11 protein-coding genes and 1 pseudogene are annotated in these 14,741 nt (G+C 64.5%); 5 read left to right on the top strand and 7 right to left on the bottom strand.

The window, feature by feature from the left end; translation table 11 throughout:
* The first annotated feature begins 1 nt into the window (after position 1).
* From nuoL to nuoN, 5 genes are read left to right on the top strand one after another with little or no spacing between them, the layout of a single operon-like run.
* Positions 2-1,888, top strand: coding sequence for an NADH-quinone oxidoreductase subunit L (nuoL, locus tag ACQP1G_RS23090; protein WP_433191629.1), 1,887 nt, complete (start codon positions 2-4; stop codon positions 1,886-1,888).
* Positions 1,885-2,010 (top strand): hypothetical protein, encoded by a 126-nt coding sequence (locus ACQP1G_RS23085; protein WP_433191628.1) that lies wholly within the window; start codon positions 1,885-1,887, stop codon positions 2,008-2,010. The genes nuoL and ACQP1G_RS23085 overlap by 4 nt, the downstream gene beginning before the upstream one ends.
* Positions 2,007-2,132 carry a hypothetical protein gene (locus tag ACQP1G_RS23080; RefSeq protein ID WP_433191628.1) on the top strand — a complete coding sequence of 42 codons (126 nt, stop codon included), beginning with the start codon at positions 2,007-2,009 and terminating at the stop codon, positions 2,130-2,132. Before ACQP1G_RS23085 ends, ACQP1G_RS23080 begins: the two co-directional genes overlap by 4 nt.
* Complete coding sequence (locus ACQP1G_RS23075) at positions 2,129-3,757, top strand: NADH-quinone oxidoreductase subunit M (RefSeq protein WP_433191627.1); 1,629 nt, start codon at positions 2,129-2,131, stop codon at positions 3,755-3,757. The genes ACQP1G_RS23080 and ACQP1G_RS23075 overlap by 4 nt, the downstream gene beginning before the upstream one ends.
* Positions 3,754-5,364 (top strand): NADH-quinone oxidoreductase subunit NuoN, encoded by a 1,611-nt coding sequence (gene nuoN, locus ACQP1G_RS23070; RefSeq protein WP_433191626.1) that lies wholly within the window; start codon positions 3,754-3,756, stop codon positions 5,362-5,364. Before ACQP1G_RS23075 ends, nuoN begins: the two co-directional genes overlap by 4 nt.
* Positions 5,365-5,482: 118 nt before the next feature.
* On the opposite strand, the gene ACQP1G_RS23065 is transcribed toward nuoN, so the two are convergent.
* The 7 genes and pseudogenes from ACQP1G_RS23065 to ACQP1G_RS23035 all read right to left on the bottom strand — a co-directional run bounded on the left by ACQP1G_RS23065 (position 5,483) and on the right by ACQP1G_RS23035 (position 14,556).
* Positions 5,483-5,644, bottom strand: a complete 162-nt coding sequence (locus tag ACQP1G_RS23065) for a GNAT family N-acetyltransferase (RefSeq protein ID WP_433209522.1) — start codon at positions 5,642-5,644, stop codon at positions 5,483-5,485.
* 13 nt (positions 5,645-5,657) lie between these two features.
* Positions 5,658-5,903 (bottom strand): annotated as a pseudogene (locus ACQP1G_RS23060) (GNAT family N-acetyltransferase); the annotation flags it as partial.
* Between the two features lie 13 nt (positions 5,904-5,916).
* On the bottom strand, positions 5,917-6,654 hold the full coding sequence (locus ACQP1G_RS23055) for an SDR family NAD(P)-dependent oxidoreductase (RefSeq protein ID WP_433191625.1): 738 nt from the start codon (positions 6,652-6,654) through the stop codon (positions 5,917-5,919).
* A gap of 7 nt (positions 6,655-6,661) precedes the next feature.
* Positions 6,662-7,648: a serine/threonine-protein kinase gene (locus ACQP1G_RS23050; RefSeq protein WP_433191624.1), complete on the bottom strand. Its 987-nt coding sequence runs from the start codon at positions 7,646-7,648 to the stop codon at positions 6,662-6,664.
* A 241-nt stretch (positions 7,649-7,889) separates the two neighbouring features.
* A complete protein-coding gene (locus ACQP1G_RS23045; RefSeq protein WP_433191623.1) occupies positions 7,890-12,287 on the bottom strand; it encodes a HAMP domain-containing protein in 4,398 nt (1,465 codons plus the stop codon).
* A 35-nt stretch (positions 12,288-12,322) separates the two neighbouring features.
* On the bottom strand, positions 12,323-12,742 hold the full coding sequence (locus ACQP1G_RS23040) for a response regulator (RefSeq protein ID WP_433191622.1): 420 nt from the start codon (positions 12,740-12,742) through the stop codon (positions 12,323-12,325).
* A gap of 983 nt (positions 12,743-13,725) precedes the next feature.
* Complete coding sequence (locus ACQP1G_RS23035; RefSeq protein ID WP_433191621.1) at positions 13,726-14,556, bottom strand: alpha/beta fold hydrolase; 831 nt, start codon at positions 14,554-14,556, stop codon at positions 13,726-13,728.
* Positions 14,557-14,741: the final 185 nt, after the last annotated feature.

Raw genomic sequence — 14,741 nt, 5'->3', positions numbered from 1 at the left:
CGTGGATACCGCAACGCTCTGGGTGCTGCCGGCGCTGCCGCTGGCCGGTGCCGTCGTGCTGCTACTGGTCGGGCGCTACAGCGACAAGTGGGGTCATCTGCTGGGCTGTGCCACGGCGCTGGCCTCGTTCGCCTTCGCCGTCGTCGCATTCTTCGATATGCGCGGCCGCGCCGATGCCGCCCGCGCGATCCACAAGGATCTGTTCAGCTGGGTCCCGGTCGACGGATTGCAGGTGGACTTCAGCCTCCAATTGGATCAGCTGTCAGTATGTTTCGCACTGCTGATCACCGGAGTCGGATCGCTGATCCACATCTACTCCGTCGGCTATATGGGCCATGATCCGGGGCGGCGGCGCTTCTTCGCCTACCTCAACCTGTTCCTCGCGGCCATGCTGCTGCTCGTGCTGGCGAACAACTACCTGGTGCTCTACCTCGGCTGGGAAGGCGTCGGCCTGGCCTCCTATCTGCTGATCGGGTTCTGGTACCACAAGCCGACCGCGGCGACCGCGGCCAAGAAGGCGTTCGTGGTCAACCGGGTCGGTGATATGGGGCTGGCCATCGCGATGTTCACCATGTTCGCCACCTTCGGCTCGATCGACTTCGGTGCGGTGTTCGCAACCGCGCCGCAGGCGAGCGAGGGCACGTTGACCGCGATCGGGTTGCTGCTGCTGCTCGCCGCATGCGGCAAGTCCGCGCAGGTACCGCTGCAGTCCTGGCTCGGGGACGCGATGGAGGGCCCGACACCGGTCTCCGCGCTCATCCACGCGGCCACCATGGTGACAGCGGGTGTGTACCTGATCGCGCGCTCCGGCCCGATCTTCGATCTCGCGCCCAACGCGCGGCTCGGGGTGGTGCTCGTCGGCGCGGTGACGCTGCTGTTCGGCGCGATCGTCGGTTGCGCGAAGGATGACATCAAGAAGGCGCTCGCGGCGTCCACCATGAGCCAGATCGGTTATATGGTGCTGGCCGCCGGCCTCGGACCGGCCGGATATGCGGTCGCCATCATGCATCTGCTCACCCACGGGTTCTTCAAGGCCGGGCTGTTCCTCGGGGCCGGATCGGTGATGCACGCGATGGACGATGAGACCGATATGCGCCGCTACGGCGGACTGCGCACACTGCTGCCGATCACCTACATCACCTTCGGGCTCGGCTACTTGGCCATCATCGGGGTGCCGCCGTTCGCCGGATTCTTCTCCAAGGACCGGATCATCGAGGCGGCGTTCAACCAAGGCGGCGCAGGTGGTTTGGCGTTGGGGACGGTGACGCTGATCGGTGCGGGGCTGACCGCGTTCTACATGACGCGGGTGATGATCATGACGTTCTTCGGCGAACGCCGTTGGAAGCCCGACACCCATCCCCACGAGTCACCGTCGGTGATGACCGGGCCGATGATTCTGCTCGCCATCGGATCGGTCGCCGCGGGTGGGCTTTTCGTCTTCGGGTCGTCGCTGCAGAACTGGCTCGAGCCCGTTGTCGGGGCACATCACGGCGAGGAGGTCGTGCCCGCGGGCGTCGTCACCGCACTCGCCCTGCTGGTGGTCGCGGTCGGCATCGGCTTCGCCTACAACCAGTTCGCACAGCGCGAAGTACCCGAGACCGCACCGGAAGCCGTGTCCGCGCTTACGATCGCGGCCCGCAAGGACCTCTACGCCGACGCGTTCAACGAGGACGTGTTCATGCGCCCCGGTGCGTATCTGACCCGGTCGCTGGTCTTCCTCGACAATCGCGGCATCGACGGCATCGTGAATGGGACCGCCGCACTGATCGGCGGATTGTCCGCGCGGATCCGGCGGGTGCAGTCGGGATTCGTGCGGTCCTACGCCCTGTCCATGTTCACCGGCGCGGCCCTCGTGGCCGCAGCCCTGCTGGCAGTGAGGCTCTGGTGAGTTCGTATCTCCGGTTGATCGCGCGGTTGCGTCCGGCTGTGGCGGTGCTCGTACCCGATGTGTCCATGTTCACCGGCGCGGCCCTGGTGGCTGCAGCCCTGCTGGCAGTGAGGCTCTGGTGAGTTCGTATCTCCGGTTGATCGCGCGGTTGCGTCCGGCTGTGGCGGTGCTCGTACCCGATGTGTCCATGTTCACCGGCGCGGCCCTGGTGGCTGCAGCCCTGCTGGCAGTGAGGCTCTGGTGAGTGACTTTCCCTGGTTGACCACGCTGTGGGTGTTGCCGGTCGTCGGCGCGGTGGCGGTGCTGCTGCTGCCCGCGTCCCGGCGCACCCTCGCTCGCGGGCTGGCGTTCGGCGTCGCGCTGGCGGTGCTGGTACTCGGCATCGTGCTGGCCGTGCGCTTCGAACCCGGTGGGGCGCAGTATCAATTCGTCGAATCCCATGAGTGGATTCCGGCCTTCGGCGCTGGCTATACGCTCGGGTTGGACGGAATCGCGTTGGTGCTGGTGCTGCTCACGGCCGCGCTGGTGCCACTGTTGATCCTGGCCGGTTGGAACGACGAACGTGAGGTCGGCAGTGGACGCCGGGTGTCGCACACCTATGTCGCCCTGACCTTGCTCGTCGAGGCGATGGTGCTGATTTCCTTTGTCTCGCTCGACATTCTGCTGTTCTACGTGTTCTTCGAGGCAATGCTCATCCCGATGTACTTCCTCATCGGCGGATTCGGGCCACGCAGCGCGGATCTCGCGCATCGTCAGCAGCGTTCGCGGGCGGCGGTGAAGTTCCTGCTGTACAACCTGTTCGGCGGTCTGATCATGTTGGCCGCGGTGATCGGGTTGTATGTGCTCACCGTGCGCCAGGGGCTCGGGTCCGGATCGTCGGGCACCTTCGACTTCCGCACGGTCGTCGCGGCGGCCAATGCCGGACAGCTCGGTGCGGGTCCGGCGGTGCTGAACGCGCTGTTCCTCGGGTTCATATTCGCGTTCGCGGTGAAGGCACCGCTGTGGCCGTTGCATACGTGGCTGCCGGATGCTGCGGTGGCGGCGACGCCATCCAGTGCGGTGCTGATGATGGCGGTGGTCGACAAGGTCGGCACCTTCGGCATGCTGCGCTACTGCCTGCTGTTGTTCCCCGATGCTTCGGGAACCTATGCGCCCCTTGTTATTACGCTCGCGGTGATCGGCATCATCTACGGCGCGCTATTGGCCATCGGGCAGACCGATGTGATGCGGCTGATCGCCTACACCTCGATCTCGCACTTCGGATTCATCATCCTCGGCATCTTCGCGATGACCAGTCAGGGGCAGACCGGGGCCACGCTCTACATGGTCAACCACGGCATCTCGACGGCCGCACTGTTCCTGGTCGCGGGATTCCTGGTGTCGCGCAGGGGAACTCGCGCGATCGCCGCCTACGGCGGGGTACAGAAAGTGGCACCGGTACTCGCGGGCACCTTCCTGATCGCTGGTCTGGCCACCCTGTCACTGCCCGGCCTGGCGCCGTTCATCAGCGAATTCCTGGTGCTGCTCGGCACATTCACCCGCTACGGTTTCGCGGCGGTGATCGCGACCGGTGCGCTGGTACTGGCCGCGCTGTATGTGCTGTGGATGTATCAGCGGATGATGACCGGTCCGGTCAAGGAGGGCAACGAACGGCTCTACGATCTGGTCCCGCGCGAGCTGGCCGTGGTGGTGCCGTTGATCGCCGCGCTGCTATTCCTCGGCATCTACCCGAAACCGGTGCTGGACTTCATCAATCCCGCGGTGGGCCAGACGCTCACCACCATCGGCGTCCACGATCCCGCGCCGAAGACGCCCGCGATCCCCGAAGCAGGACCGGCCGGGGCCGATCACGGAGGTGCCCACAAATGACAGTGTTGCTCGCGGCCAGTTTGCCCGCGCCGAGCATCGAATACGCCGAGCTATCGCCGATGCTGATCGTCTTCGGTGCCGCGGTGATCGGGGTGCTCGTGGAGGCGTTCGCGCCGCGCCGCCACCGGTACGCCATCCAAGTGCCCTTGGGGCTGGCCGGATTGGTCGCGGCGCTGGTGGCGGTGGTGCGGTTATCGGGGACCACGGCGACCGCGATGGTCGGTGCGGTCGCGATCGATGGCGTGACGCTGTATCTGCAGGGCACGATTCTGCTGGTGTCGATTCTGGCGCTGCTGTTCATGGCCGAGCGCGGTGCGCAGCCGCGGCCGCAGGGGCGGTCGGGGCCGGGGACCTGGAGTCTGGCCGCGGCGACTGTCGGTAGCGGAGTGGACGCGTTCACCCCACAGGCCTCCGCGGTTCCGGGCAGCGCGGGCGAAATGGCCGCGGTCCGCGCGGGTGTCGCGACCACCGAGGTGTTCCCGTTGGCCATGCTCGCGATCGGCGGACTGCTGCTGTTCCCGGCATCGAACGATCTGCTCACCATGTTCGTCGCCTTGGAAGTGCTGTCGCTGCCGCTGTATCTGCTGTGCGGGCTGGCGCGGCGCAAGCGACTGCTCTCCCAAGAGGCGGCGCTGAAATACTTTCTGCTCGGCTCGTTTTCGTCCGCGTTCTTCCTCTATGGGGTTGCGCTGCTGTACGGACAGGCGGGGACCGTCAAACTCGGCGGGATCGCCGACGCGATAGCCCAGCATCCGCAGAACACCACCCTGGCGCTGCTCGGTGTGGCGATGCTGGCGGTCGGCTTGTTGTTCAAGATCGGCGCGGTGCCGTTCCAGTCCTGGGTACCCGACGTCTACCAGGGCGCGCCGACCGCGGTCACCGGATTCATGGCCGCCGCGACCAAGATCGCTGCCGTCGGCGCGTTGCTGCGTATTCTGCAGATCGCCGTGCCCGGTATGCGCGACGACTGGCGGCCGGTGCTCGCCGCCGTCGCCATCGCGACCATGGTCATCGGCGCGGTCATGGCCATTACCCAGACCGACGTCAAGCGCATGCTGGCCTACTCCTCGGTCGCTCACGCCGGTTTCATTCTCACCGGCCTGGTCGCGGCCAACGAGGCGGGTACCTCGGCCATCCTGTTCTACCTACTGGCATACGGACTCGGTACGCTCGGCGCCTTCGCGGTCGTCAGCCTGGTCCGCGACACCGCGGGAGACGAGGCCACCGCCATGTCTCAATGGGCCGGTCTCGGCCGCCGATCTCCCTGGCTGGCAACGATTTTCGCGCTCTTCCTGCTCTCCTTCGCCGGCCTGCCCCTCACCGGCGGCTTCGTCGCCAAGTTCGCGGTCTTCCAAGCCGCGGCCTCCGGCGACGCCACCTACCTGGTGATCATCGGTGTCATCTCCAGCGCCATTGCCGCCTTCTTCTACATCCGCGTCATCGTCCTCATGTTCTTCACCGACCCGCCCGCCGAAGCCCCCACCGTCGCCACCCCGTTCCTGACCACCACGGTGATCACCTTCACCGCGGGTGCCACGGTCCTCCTCGGCATCCTCCCCCAGATGCTCCTCGATTTGGCCGACCGCGCAGCAACGTTCGTCCGCTGAACAACTCCCCCGACACCGCCGCACTCATCCCCGGGTGCGGCGGTGGTCTCGGCCTGAGCCCGCCTCCAGCGACCTGCCCGGTCGGTGGAACCGGATCGGTGAGGCCGCAAACCGTTCGTCACCTTCCCGATCGCGTGGCGGCGCAGAGCAGCATGTCGTGCCGCGTACCGCCGAACTCGTCGTAGCTGTGCAGCAGACGCTCGCGGACGTATCCGTCCGACTCCGCGACGCCGATCGAGCTGGTGTTCCACGGCTCGATGTACAGCTCGATGCGGTGCACAGCGGAGATTGTCCAGGAAGCCGGTCACCGCTCGCCGTACGGCGCTGGCGAACCTGAGACCGCGGTGGCGCGGCAAGACCGAATAGCCCACCTTCACACGGCCTTTCGGGAGCTCGCGCAGCCAGAGTCCGATCATGTCCACGGCATTGCCGGTGTCGGTGTCAGCGATCGTGAAGGCAAAGCCGACGCCTTCGGCGTGACGGCCGCGTTGCCGGTGTACCCAGTCCGCGGCCTGGGTGGCAGTCGGAAAGGCGGGCAAGGTGCCGAACGGCTCAGTGCAGGTAGGACGCTCCGTTGACGTTCAGTACCGCACCGGAGCTCCAAGTCGCTTCTGGGGAGGCGAGATAGCGTACGGCCGAGGCGATTTCCTCGGGTTCGGCGACGCGGTCGAAGGGGCTCTGGGCGCGGACGTCATCGGTGACGCGGTGGGCGACGCGCTCGGTCGCCACGAAACCCGGCGCTACCGAGGCGACCGCGATGCCGTACGGCGCCAAATAGACCGCCAGCGATTGACCGAGGGCGTGGACGCCCGCCTTGGTTGCGCCGTAGGCGGGGTAGTCGGGTTCACCCCGGAACGCGCCACGGGAACCGATATTGACGATCCGCCCGGGGACACCCTTGTCGATCATGTGTCGGGCCGCGCAATAGGAAACGTTCGCCGTACCGATCAGGTTGACATCCACGGTCTTGCGCCAAACGTCCTGCCATTCGGCGTACGACGTTTCCGCAAGGGGCTGCGGCAGATTGACCGCCGCATTGTTCACCAGCACATGCACGGTGCCGAGCGCTTCGACAGCCGCCCCGACAATCCCCTCGGCCCCTTCCGGCGAACCGATATTCCCGTCGACGAGCACATGCCCGTCACCCGGCAACCGCCGCAACGTTTCCTCGGCATCGGCCCGCCCGGAGGAGTAATGCACCGCAACCCGATCACCGTTTTCGGCGAAAGCCACCGCCACCGCCCGCCCGATCCCCCGCGAAGCCCCCGTTACCAACACACCACGACTCATCCGCAGATCACCATTCCCCTACCCTGCCATCCTCGCCGCGTCGCGACCCGATGAGTTCGGTGTCCGAGTCATCGAGCGCGGTGCCCCCATCGGTCGAATCGGATTTGTGCTGGCTCCTGAATCTGGTTCTCAGCACACGCGATCGGGCGAACGCCGCGTTCAGGCGGTTCCGTAAGGGCGCGGGGCGTGGATCGATGTTGCGGAGTGCCTCGGTGAGCAGGCGGATGGGTTCGGTGCACGAGGTGTAGCGGGCATCTGGGTCTTTTGCGAGCGCCCGCTGCAGGATCGCGTCGACCTCGGGCGGTATCCAGTGGTTGCGTGTGGAGATTTCGGGGGGTAGGTCGTGCAGTTGGGCTTGTGCGGTGGCCATGGGGTTGCCGCGCGGGAACGGCGGGCGGCCGGTGAGCAGTTCGATGGCCGAGCAGACCAGTGCGTACTGATCCGTCGCTGGGGACACCGTGCCAGCCCGCAGCAGTTCCGGGGCGGCATACGGTACCGATACGACGACGAAACCATTGGTGGCCAGGGGCGGTTCGGGCCGGTGCAGCCATCGGGCCTGATCGAAGTCCGACAGCTTCACCGTCGCGGGCTCGTCTGTACCGACCAACACATTCGCCGGTTTGACGTCGAGATGAACCACATCGTTGGCGTGCACGCAATCCAGTCCCGCCGCAACCCCGGCCAGCACGTGGAGCACCCGTCCCAGATCCGGGCGCCGGTGCGGCCTCCGCACCAACGTCGCTCCGGTCGACCCCGCCACATACTCGTGCGCCGACCACAGCCGGCCATCGGTTTCACCGTGTGTGTACATCCGCACGATATTGGGATGCCGCAGCGTGGACAGGATGTCGAACTCGTGCACAAATCGCGCACGCGCCTCCGGCGACCGACTGTCCTCCGGCCCCAGAATCTTCAGCGATACCAGTCGCGACCGTTCCAGATCCTCGGCCAGATATACATCGCTGCTGCCGCCATGACCGAGCCGAGCCTTCACAACAAATCCAGCAAACTGGTCATTCGGCGCGAGTAACACGGACTCACCGTAGTTCGCCGACGTCCGGCATCGCCGGGGCTACCTCTCCGTGCTGGGAAACCATGGTTCATTCGCGGGACCATGCCGTCGAATACCGCCGGTAAGTGCGGTGGATCGGATCAACTCGTGCCCACGCACCACAACCAGGTCAAAGCACATCGAGCACAACAACTTTGAGGACGGACCCTGGGACAACAGTGGCCTAGGCCCGGACATCGAGTTCCACCACCGAGCCTGGTTCGCCGCCCGGCCGGTCGACGGCTTGCAGCCAGCGGTCGATGCACTCCAGCAGTTCGTCGGGGTCGACGGGCTTGGTGATGTAGTCACTGGCGCCGGATGCCAAACTCTTCTCCCGATCGCCTGCCATGGCCTTCGCGGTGACCATGATGATCGGGAGCCGGTCGAAGCGGGGCATTCTCCGTATCGCTGCGGTCGTGGCATATCCGTCCATCTCCGGCATCATCACGTCCATCACGATGACATCGACACCCGGGTTGGCCTGCAGTGTTTCGATGCCTTTTCGCCCGTTGGTCGCGTGGTCCACCGACATTCCGTTCAGTTCCAGCACTCCCGCGATCGCCAGGACATTGCGGGCATCGTCATCGATGATCAGAACCTTGCGTCCGGCCAGTCTGGGCTGCCCCGCCGGGCGCGCCGGTGTTTCGAGCTCCGTCCGGTGTGGATGGGTCAGCAACAGGATGAACCGTTCGCAGAACTCATCGGGCGAAGCCACCAGTTCGACTCCGTGGTCCCGGGCATCCGCCTCGATAAGCCGTTCCTGGTCGGGATCGAGTTCACCGACGGGATGTGCAAGCAGCGGAATACTTCTCGATTCGGTGCCCGCACGCAGACCACGCAGGAACTCCGGCGTCCACACGCCCGGCAGGCTCGCATCCAGCAGGACACACCGATATGGAAGGGCCGGCAATGCCTCGAGTGCCTTGTCGGGGGTACCGACGGACTCGATACGCACCGACCCTGCGGTGTCCGCAAGTGCCCTAACGACCCCACGGACCATCCGGGTCAGCGGCCTGCTGTCCTGGTCTTCTATGACAAGTATGGAACGATCGATCGGCTTCGACCGCGTCCTCGACTCGGCCGCGACCTCCAGCTGCGGTGTCACCGGAATATAGACCGTGAACGTACTACCGACGCCGAGCCGGCTTTCGGCACTTATCTTGCCGCCGAGCAAGTTCGCCACCTGCCTGCTGATCGACAGGCCGAGGCCGGTACCGCCGTATCGCCGGCTGGTGGTGCCGTCGGCTTGCTGAAACGCGGTAAAGATGGCCTCCAGGTTCTGCTCGGCGATACCGATTCCGGTGTCGCTCACGGAGAATGCGATGTGGTCGTCCTGCCGCCACACTCTGAGCCGGATCATGCCTGTCTCGGTGAACTTGACCGCGTTGGACAACAGGTTGCGTAGCACCTGCCGCAACCGCTGCTCATCGGTGTTGAGGTGGGTGGGAACGTCCGGTTCGACATCGACGTCGAACTCGAGGCCCTTCTGGCTGATGAGTGGCCGGAACGTGGTCTGCACGTATTCCAGCAACTGCCGCAGCGGCACGAACTCCCTTTGAATATCCATCTTCCCGGCCTCGACCTTGGACAGGTCGAGAATGTCGTCGATCAGCTGCTGTAGATCCTTGCCGGCGGACTGGATCACGTTGGCGAATTCGACCTGCTTGGCGGTCAGATTCCGGGTTGTGTTCTGCGCCAATATGCCCGCGAGGATAAGCAAGCTGGTCAACGGTGTGCGCAGCTCATGCGACATGTTCGCGAGGAACTCCGACTTGTACTTCGACGCCAGCCCGAGCTGTTGGGCTCGTTCCTCGATCTCGCGCCGGGCCTGTTCGATTTCGAAGTTCTTGATTTCGATATCGCGGTTCTGGCGGACCAGCAGCTCTGCTTTTTCTTCGAGTGCCGCATTGGACTGTTGCAGCTCTCCCGCAAGTCGCTGCGATTCCTGGAGCAGGGCGTCGGTGCGCGCGTTGGCCATGATCGTGTTGGCATTCACGCCGATGCTTTCCATCAGCTGCTCGAGAAAATCTTGCTGTACCAGCGTGAACCGGCTGAAGGAGGCCAGTTCGATCACACCGAGCACCTGGTCCTCGAACACTATCGGCAGCACGATCAAGTTGACCGGTCGCGCGGCCCCGAGACCGGAGCTGATCTGGACGTAGTCCGGTGGTGTCCGGTCGACCACGATTGCCTTTTTGGACAGCGCCACCTGCCCGACCAGCGACTGGCCGAGCTCGAATACGACGTTGTCCCCATTGCGCCCGTAGCCCGCGATCAGCTGCAACCGAACGTGGCTGCCTTCGGATTCCATGAAGAAGAACGCGCCGTACTGGGCGCCGACGAGCGGGGTGAGCTGGTTCATGATCAGCTGGGCGACAGCGCTGAGATCCCGGTGTCCCTGTAAGCGTCCGGACATCCGCGCCAGGTTGGTATTGAGCCATGCCTGCTCTTCGTTGGTGCGGGTGGTTTCGCGGAGGGACTGCACCATTGCGTTGATGTTGTTCTTGAGTACGGCGACCTCACCTTGTGCCTCTACAGAAATCGATCGGGTGAGATCTCCGGTCGCCACCGCGCTCGCGACCTCGGCGATGGCACGCACCTGACGGGTGAGGTTGCCGGCGAGCTCGTTGACGTTCTCCGTCAGTCGCTTCCAGGTTCCGGATACGCCCTCGACCTCGGCTTGTCCGCCGAGCCGGCCATCCTTACCCACCTCGCGTGCCACTCTGGTCACTTCGGCGGCGAACGCCGACAACGTATCGACCATGGTGTTGATCGTGGTCTTGAGTTCCAGGATCTCACCGCGCGCGTCGACGTCGATCTTCTGCGACAGATTGCCGCGCGCCACAGCCGTGGTGACCTGGGCGATGGATCGAACCTGACTGGTCAGGTTGCCCGCCATCGAGTTCACATTGTCGGTGAGGTTCTTCCAGGTGCCGGCGACATTGGGCACGCGCGCCTGCCCGCCGAGGATGCCTTCGGTACCCACCTCCCAGGCAACGCGGGTGACCTCGTCGGCGAACGAAGACAAGGTGTCGACCATCGTATTGATGGTCTGCGCCAGCGCGGCGACCTCGCCCTTGGCTTCGACGGTAACTTTCTGCGACAGGTCGCCGCGCGCGACCGCGGTGGCGACCTGGGCGATCGACCGCACCTGATCGGTCAGATTGTCCGCCATCACATTGACGGACTCGGTCAGACCCTTCCAAGTACCGGATACGCCTTTCACGTCGGCCTGGCCGCCGAGCCGCCCCTCCGTACCAACCTCGCGCGCAACGCGAGTGACCTCGTCGGCAAATGAAGACAAAGTGTCGACCATCGTATTGATGGTGTCCTTCAACTCGAGGATCTCGCCCCGGGCATCGACCCGGATCTTCTGCGACAAATCCCCGCGCGCCACCGCGGTCGTGACCTGGGCGATCGACCGCACCTGATCGGTCAGATTGTCCGCCATCACATTGACGGACTCGGTCAGACCCTTCCAAGTACCGGATACGCCTTTCACGTCGGCCTGGCCGCCGAGCCGCCCCTCCGTACCAACCTCGCGCGCAACGCGAGTGACCTCGTCGGCAAATGAAGACAAAGTGTCGACCATCGTATTGATGGTGTCCTTCAACTCGAGGATCTCGCCCCGGGCATCGACCCGGATCTTCTGCGACAAATCCCCGCGCGCCACCGCGGTGGCGACCTGGGCGATCGACCGCACCTGATCGGTCAGATTGCCGGCCATGAAGTTCACCGACTCCGTCAGGCCCTTCCAAGTGCCCGAGACTCCCGGCACCTGGGCTTGGCCACCGAGTTGTCCTTCGGTACCGACTTCACGGGCGACGCGGGTGACCTCGTCGGCGAACGAGGACAGCGTGTCGACCATCGTATTGATGGTCGACTTCAGCTCCAGGATCTCGCCACGTGCATCCACGGTAATCTTCTGCGACAGATCCCCCTTCGCCACCGCGGTCGTCACCTCCGCGATCGACCGAACCTGCGCCGTGAGATTGCCCGCCATGATGTTCACCGATTCGGTGAGGTCCCGCCATGTTCCCGACACGCCGGGCACCTGCGCCTGGCCACCCAGCCGTCCTTCATTGCCCACCTCTCGAGCGACACGGGTCACCTGGTCCGCAAACGCCGAGAGCTGATCCACCATCGTATTGATGGTGTTCTTCAGCTCCAGCAACTCTCCTTTGACATCCACGGTGATCTTCTGCGACAGGTCGCCCTGCGCCACCGCTGTGGCGACGCCGGCGATGTCGCGGACCTGAGCGGTGAGGTTATCCGCCATCGCATTCACCGACTCGGTCAGATCCTTCCACGTGCCCGAGACCCCGGGCACCGACGCCTGGCCGCCGAGTTTGCCCTCGGTGCCCACCTCCCGGGCGACGCGGGTGACCTCGGTCGTGAACAGTGAGAGCTGGTCCACCATGCCGTTGAATACGGTGGCGATCTCGTCCAGCAGCGGATCACCGACCTTGGGCAGGGACCGCCGGAAGTCACCATCGCGTACCGCTTTGAGCCCATCCAACAGGGGCTGCAGGCGTTCGTCGTTGCTGCTTACCCGATCCATGGTCGCGCTGTCGTGGACCATTAGCTGTACCTACCTAACTTTGCCTCTGCAGCCACTCAGTGTCCGAGGTCGACGTCGAAGTAATCCTGGCCAGCGGCGACCCGCCGAATAGCGTCCAGTAGGTCGTCGAACACTCCGGTTTTGAGCACCAGGCCAGCACCACCCGCCGCGATCACCCGATCGACCATGGATTGGTTCGCATCCCCGGTGAAGACCAGGATCCTGGTCTCCGGGGAGACGGTGCGCAGCCGCTCGATCGCATCGATCCCATCTCCATCGGGCAGCCGACGGTCGAGCAGGATGACGTGCGGATGGTGACGGCTTGCTGCACCGATGGTGGCCTCGACCGACCTCGCTATTTCGATGACCTCGATGTCGTCGACGAGTTCGAAGGCGGAGTCCAACGCCATCACCACCATAGGGTGATCTTCCGCCACCAGCAGCCGGGTATAACCAGCGTCGACATCAGCCGACATGAATGTCATTCTACATCGACGCCTGTTTGTTGCTGCCAGATTTCTACGAGTCGAACTTTCTGACGGAACTTTCGTGCTCTCAATTGAATCGACACAATATCTGTACCGTCTTGCGATCCGGATCGCAAGACGGTTACCAAGCCTTCGGAAATCTATCCGTGTCGGTGCAATACTGCTGCAGCCTACCGCCGATACGGTGGCTGACGCAGGTCTTGGTCGTGATCAGTGCCGCATTACTGTATTGCCACAGAATGGAGCGCACACCTACATCAGCGGCCACACTCGTCACCACACCACGAGCGAAGCAGCATCGAGCCTGTCATCCGCCGATGTCACTGCCGGACACGGGTGACATGCTGTTGAGCACCTGCGGCGGGCAGACTTCGAGTTTCCCGTGATGGTTATCGGCGTCAGGGGCGGCACGAATATGCGGGGAATATACGGGTTGATGGATGGACATAAGATAGACGCGGATATATTCAATAATCGCGAACAAATTATCAGCTGACCGGATTTATCGCAGCTAGGAGCGATCCGCTGAATTAATTTGCCATGGTCACCAGGTGCGGAAAAGCCCATCGCCACTGAATGCCTTTTGATACGACAACCCTCGTAGTTCTGATGAGGCGGCCAAGTGGGTAGCTGTGGATTTACCTTGGGTTCGCCACGCTGTGATCTGCGGCTGGAAGGTCGCGTGGGGCTCGCCTTGGACGACGAGGAGTTTCGTCCGACAGGCAAATCGAACAAAGAGGTGGCGGCCGATCTGGGGATCTGACCGCAGACTGTGGGTAAGTGGCGTGACCGGTTCGTCGCGCGGCGGCTCAAAGGGGCGGTCGATGCGCGCGCGGCCGGGCGCCGCGCGCGATCACCGACGAGCAGATCGAGGCGGTGCTGGTGGCCACGTTGGAGCCGCAGCCGGCCGATGCCGACGAAATCCTCGAACGACTCGCCTCATATCTTCAACGAATTCCCGACGCAGGACACTACGAGGCTGCTTCGAGCACTTCACGCAAGCGAGCGGCGAATGCGGCTGGATCCTCGACGAATCCGGTGTGCCCGCCCGGGAATATGGCCGGCGTGACGTCGATGGCCGCGCCGAGAGCTCGGGAGGCGCGGTCGCAGAGCTGGTCGGTCGAATCGGCGCCGATGCCGATAATGATGCGCACCGGGGTCGATTGCAGCGCAGCGCTGTTCGGCTCCCACGTGATCGTGCCGCGCATCTCATGGTCGAACCAGTAGCGTTCGCTGGCCAGTTGTCGTGGGTCGCGCTCGCCGCCGAACATCTGCTGCAGCACCGGTTCTGGCATCTGAATGTTGGCGTTGGCCATGAACTTACGCCATGCGCCGACCACATCGCCGGTGCGGTAGGTGGCGATCATATCGTCGGTGTTGGCGCGCACTCGGTCGCGGTCGTCGAGCAGTTCGCCGAGCGGGGGTTCGTGGGCGATCACGGTGGTGACCAGGTCCGGTTGGGATTCGGCCAGTGCCAGCACGCTTACGGCGCCGCCGCTGGATCCGAAAACCACCGCCGGACCGATTCCGAGGTGGGCGATCAGGCGGGCGAGGTCGTCGGCGCGCAGTTGCGGAGTCGAGTCCTGCTCCGGATCGTCGAGCACGCTGCCCTGGTGCCCGCGCGGATCGGTCGTCAGTACGGTGCGGTTGACGGCGAGCAACTCGGCCAGCGGCGCAAAGGCCGTCGCGTCCATCGGGGCGCCGACCAGCACGACCAGCGGTCCGCTACCGCGCACCTCGTAATGCAGCCGCGCGCCGGGCACGTCGAGGGTTTGTGCGGCGGCGGTCGAAGTCGGGGTCATCAAGATCTCCTCGAGCTGTAGTCATGGGTCTTCGAGAATGTGGACCGCCCCGCCGCCGCGAACTAATCGGTCCCCCACCAACTTTCTTGCGCACCCGCCCGCCGCGTGCCCACTCCTTCCCGATATCTCAACTCCGGTGCGGCTGATCGACCGCGACGGCTTTGTGGCCACGAGGCCATCGTCTC

Origin of the sequence: Nocardia sp. CA-107356 (assembly GCF_050946365.1) — a bacterium.
Lineage (GTDB): Bacteria > Actinomycetota > Actinomycetes > Mycobacteriales > Mycobacteriaceae > Nocardia.
This window is presented reverse-complemented; position numbering and strand designations above follow the sequence as displayed.

Coding starts and splice junctions, on each gene's coding strand:
- nuoN (WP_433191626.1), top strand. CDS start 3,754: ATGACAGTGTTGCTCGCGGCCAGTTTGCCCGCGCCGAGCATCGAATAC.
- ACQP1G_RS23055 (WP_433191625.1), bottom strand. CDS start 6,654: ATGAGTCGTGGTGTGTTGGTAACGGGGGCTTCGCGGGGGATCGGGCGG.
- ACQP1G_RS23045 (WP_433191623.1), bottom strand. CDS start 12,287: ATGGTCCACGACAGCGCGACCATGGATCGGGTAAGCAGCAACGACGAA.
- ACQP1G_RS23040 (WP_433191622.1), bottom strand. CDS start 12,742: ATGTCGGCTGATGTCGACGCTGGTTATACCCGGCTGCTGGTGGCGGAA.
- ACQP1G_RS23035 (WP_433191621.1), bottom strand. CDS start 14,556: ATGACCCCGACTTCGACCGCCGCCGCACAAACCCTCGACGTGCCCGGC.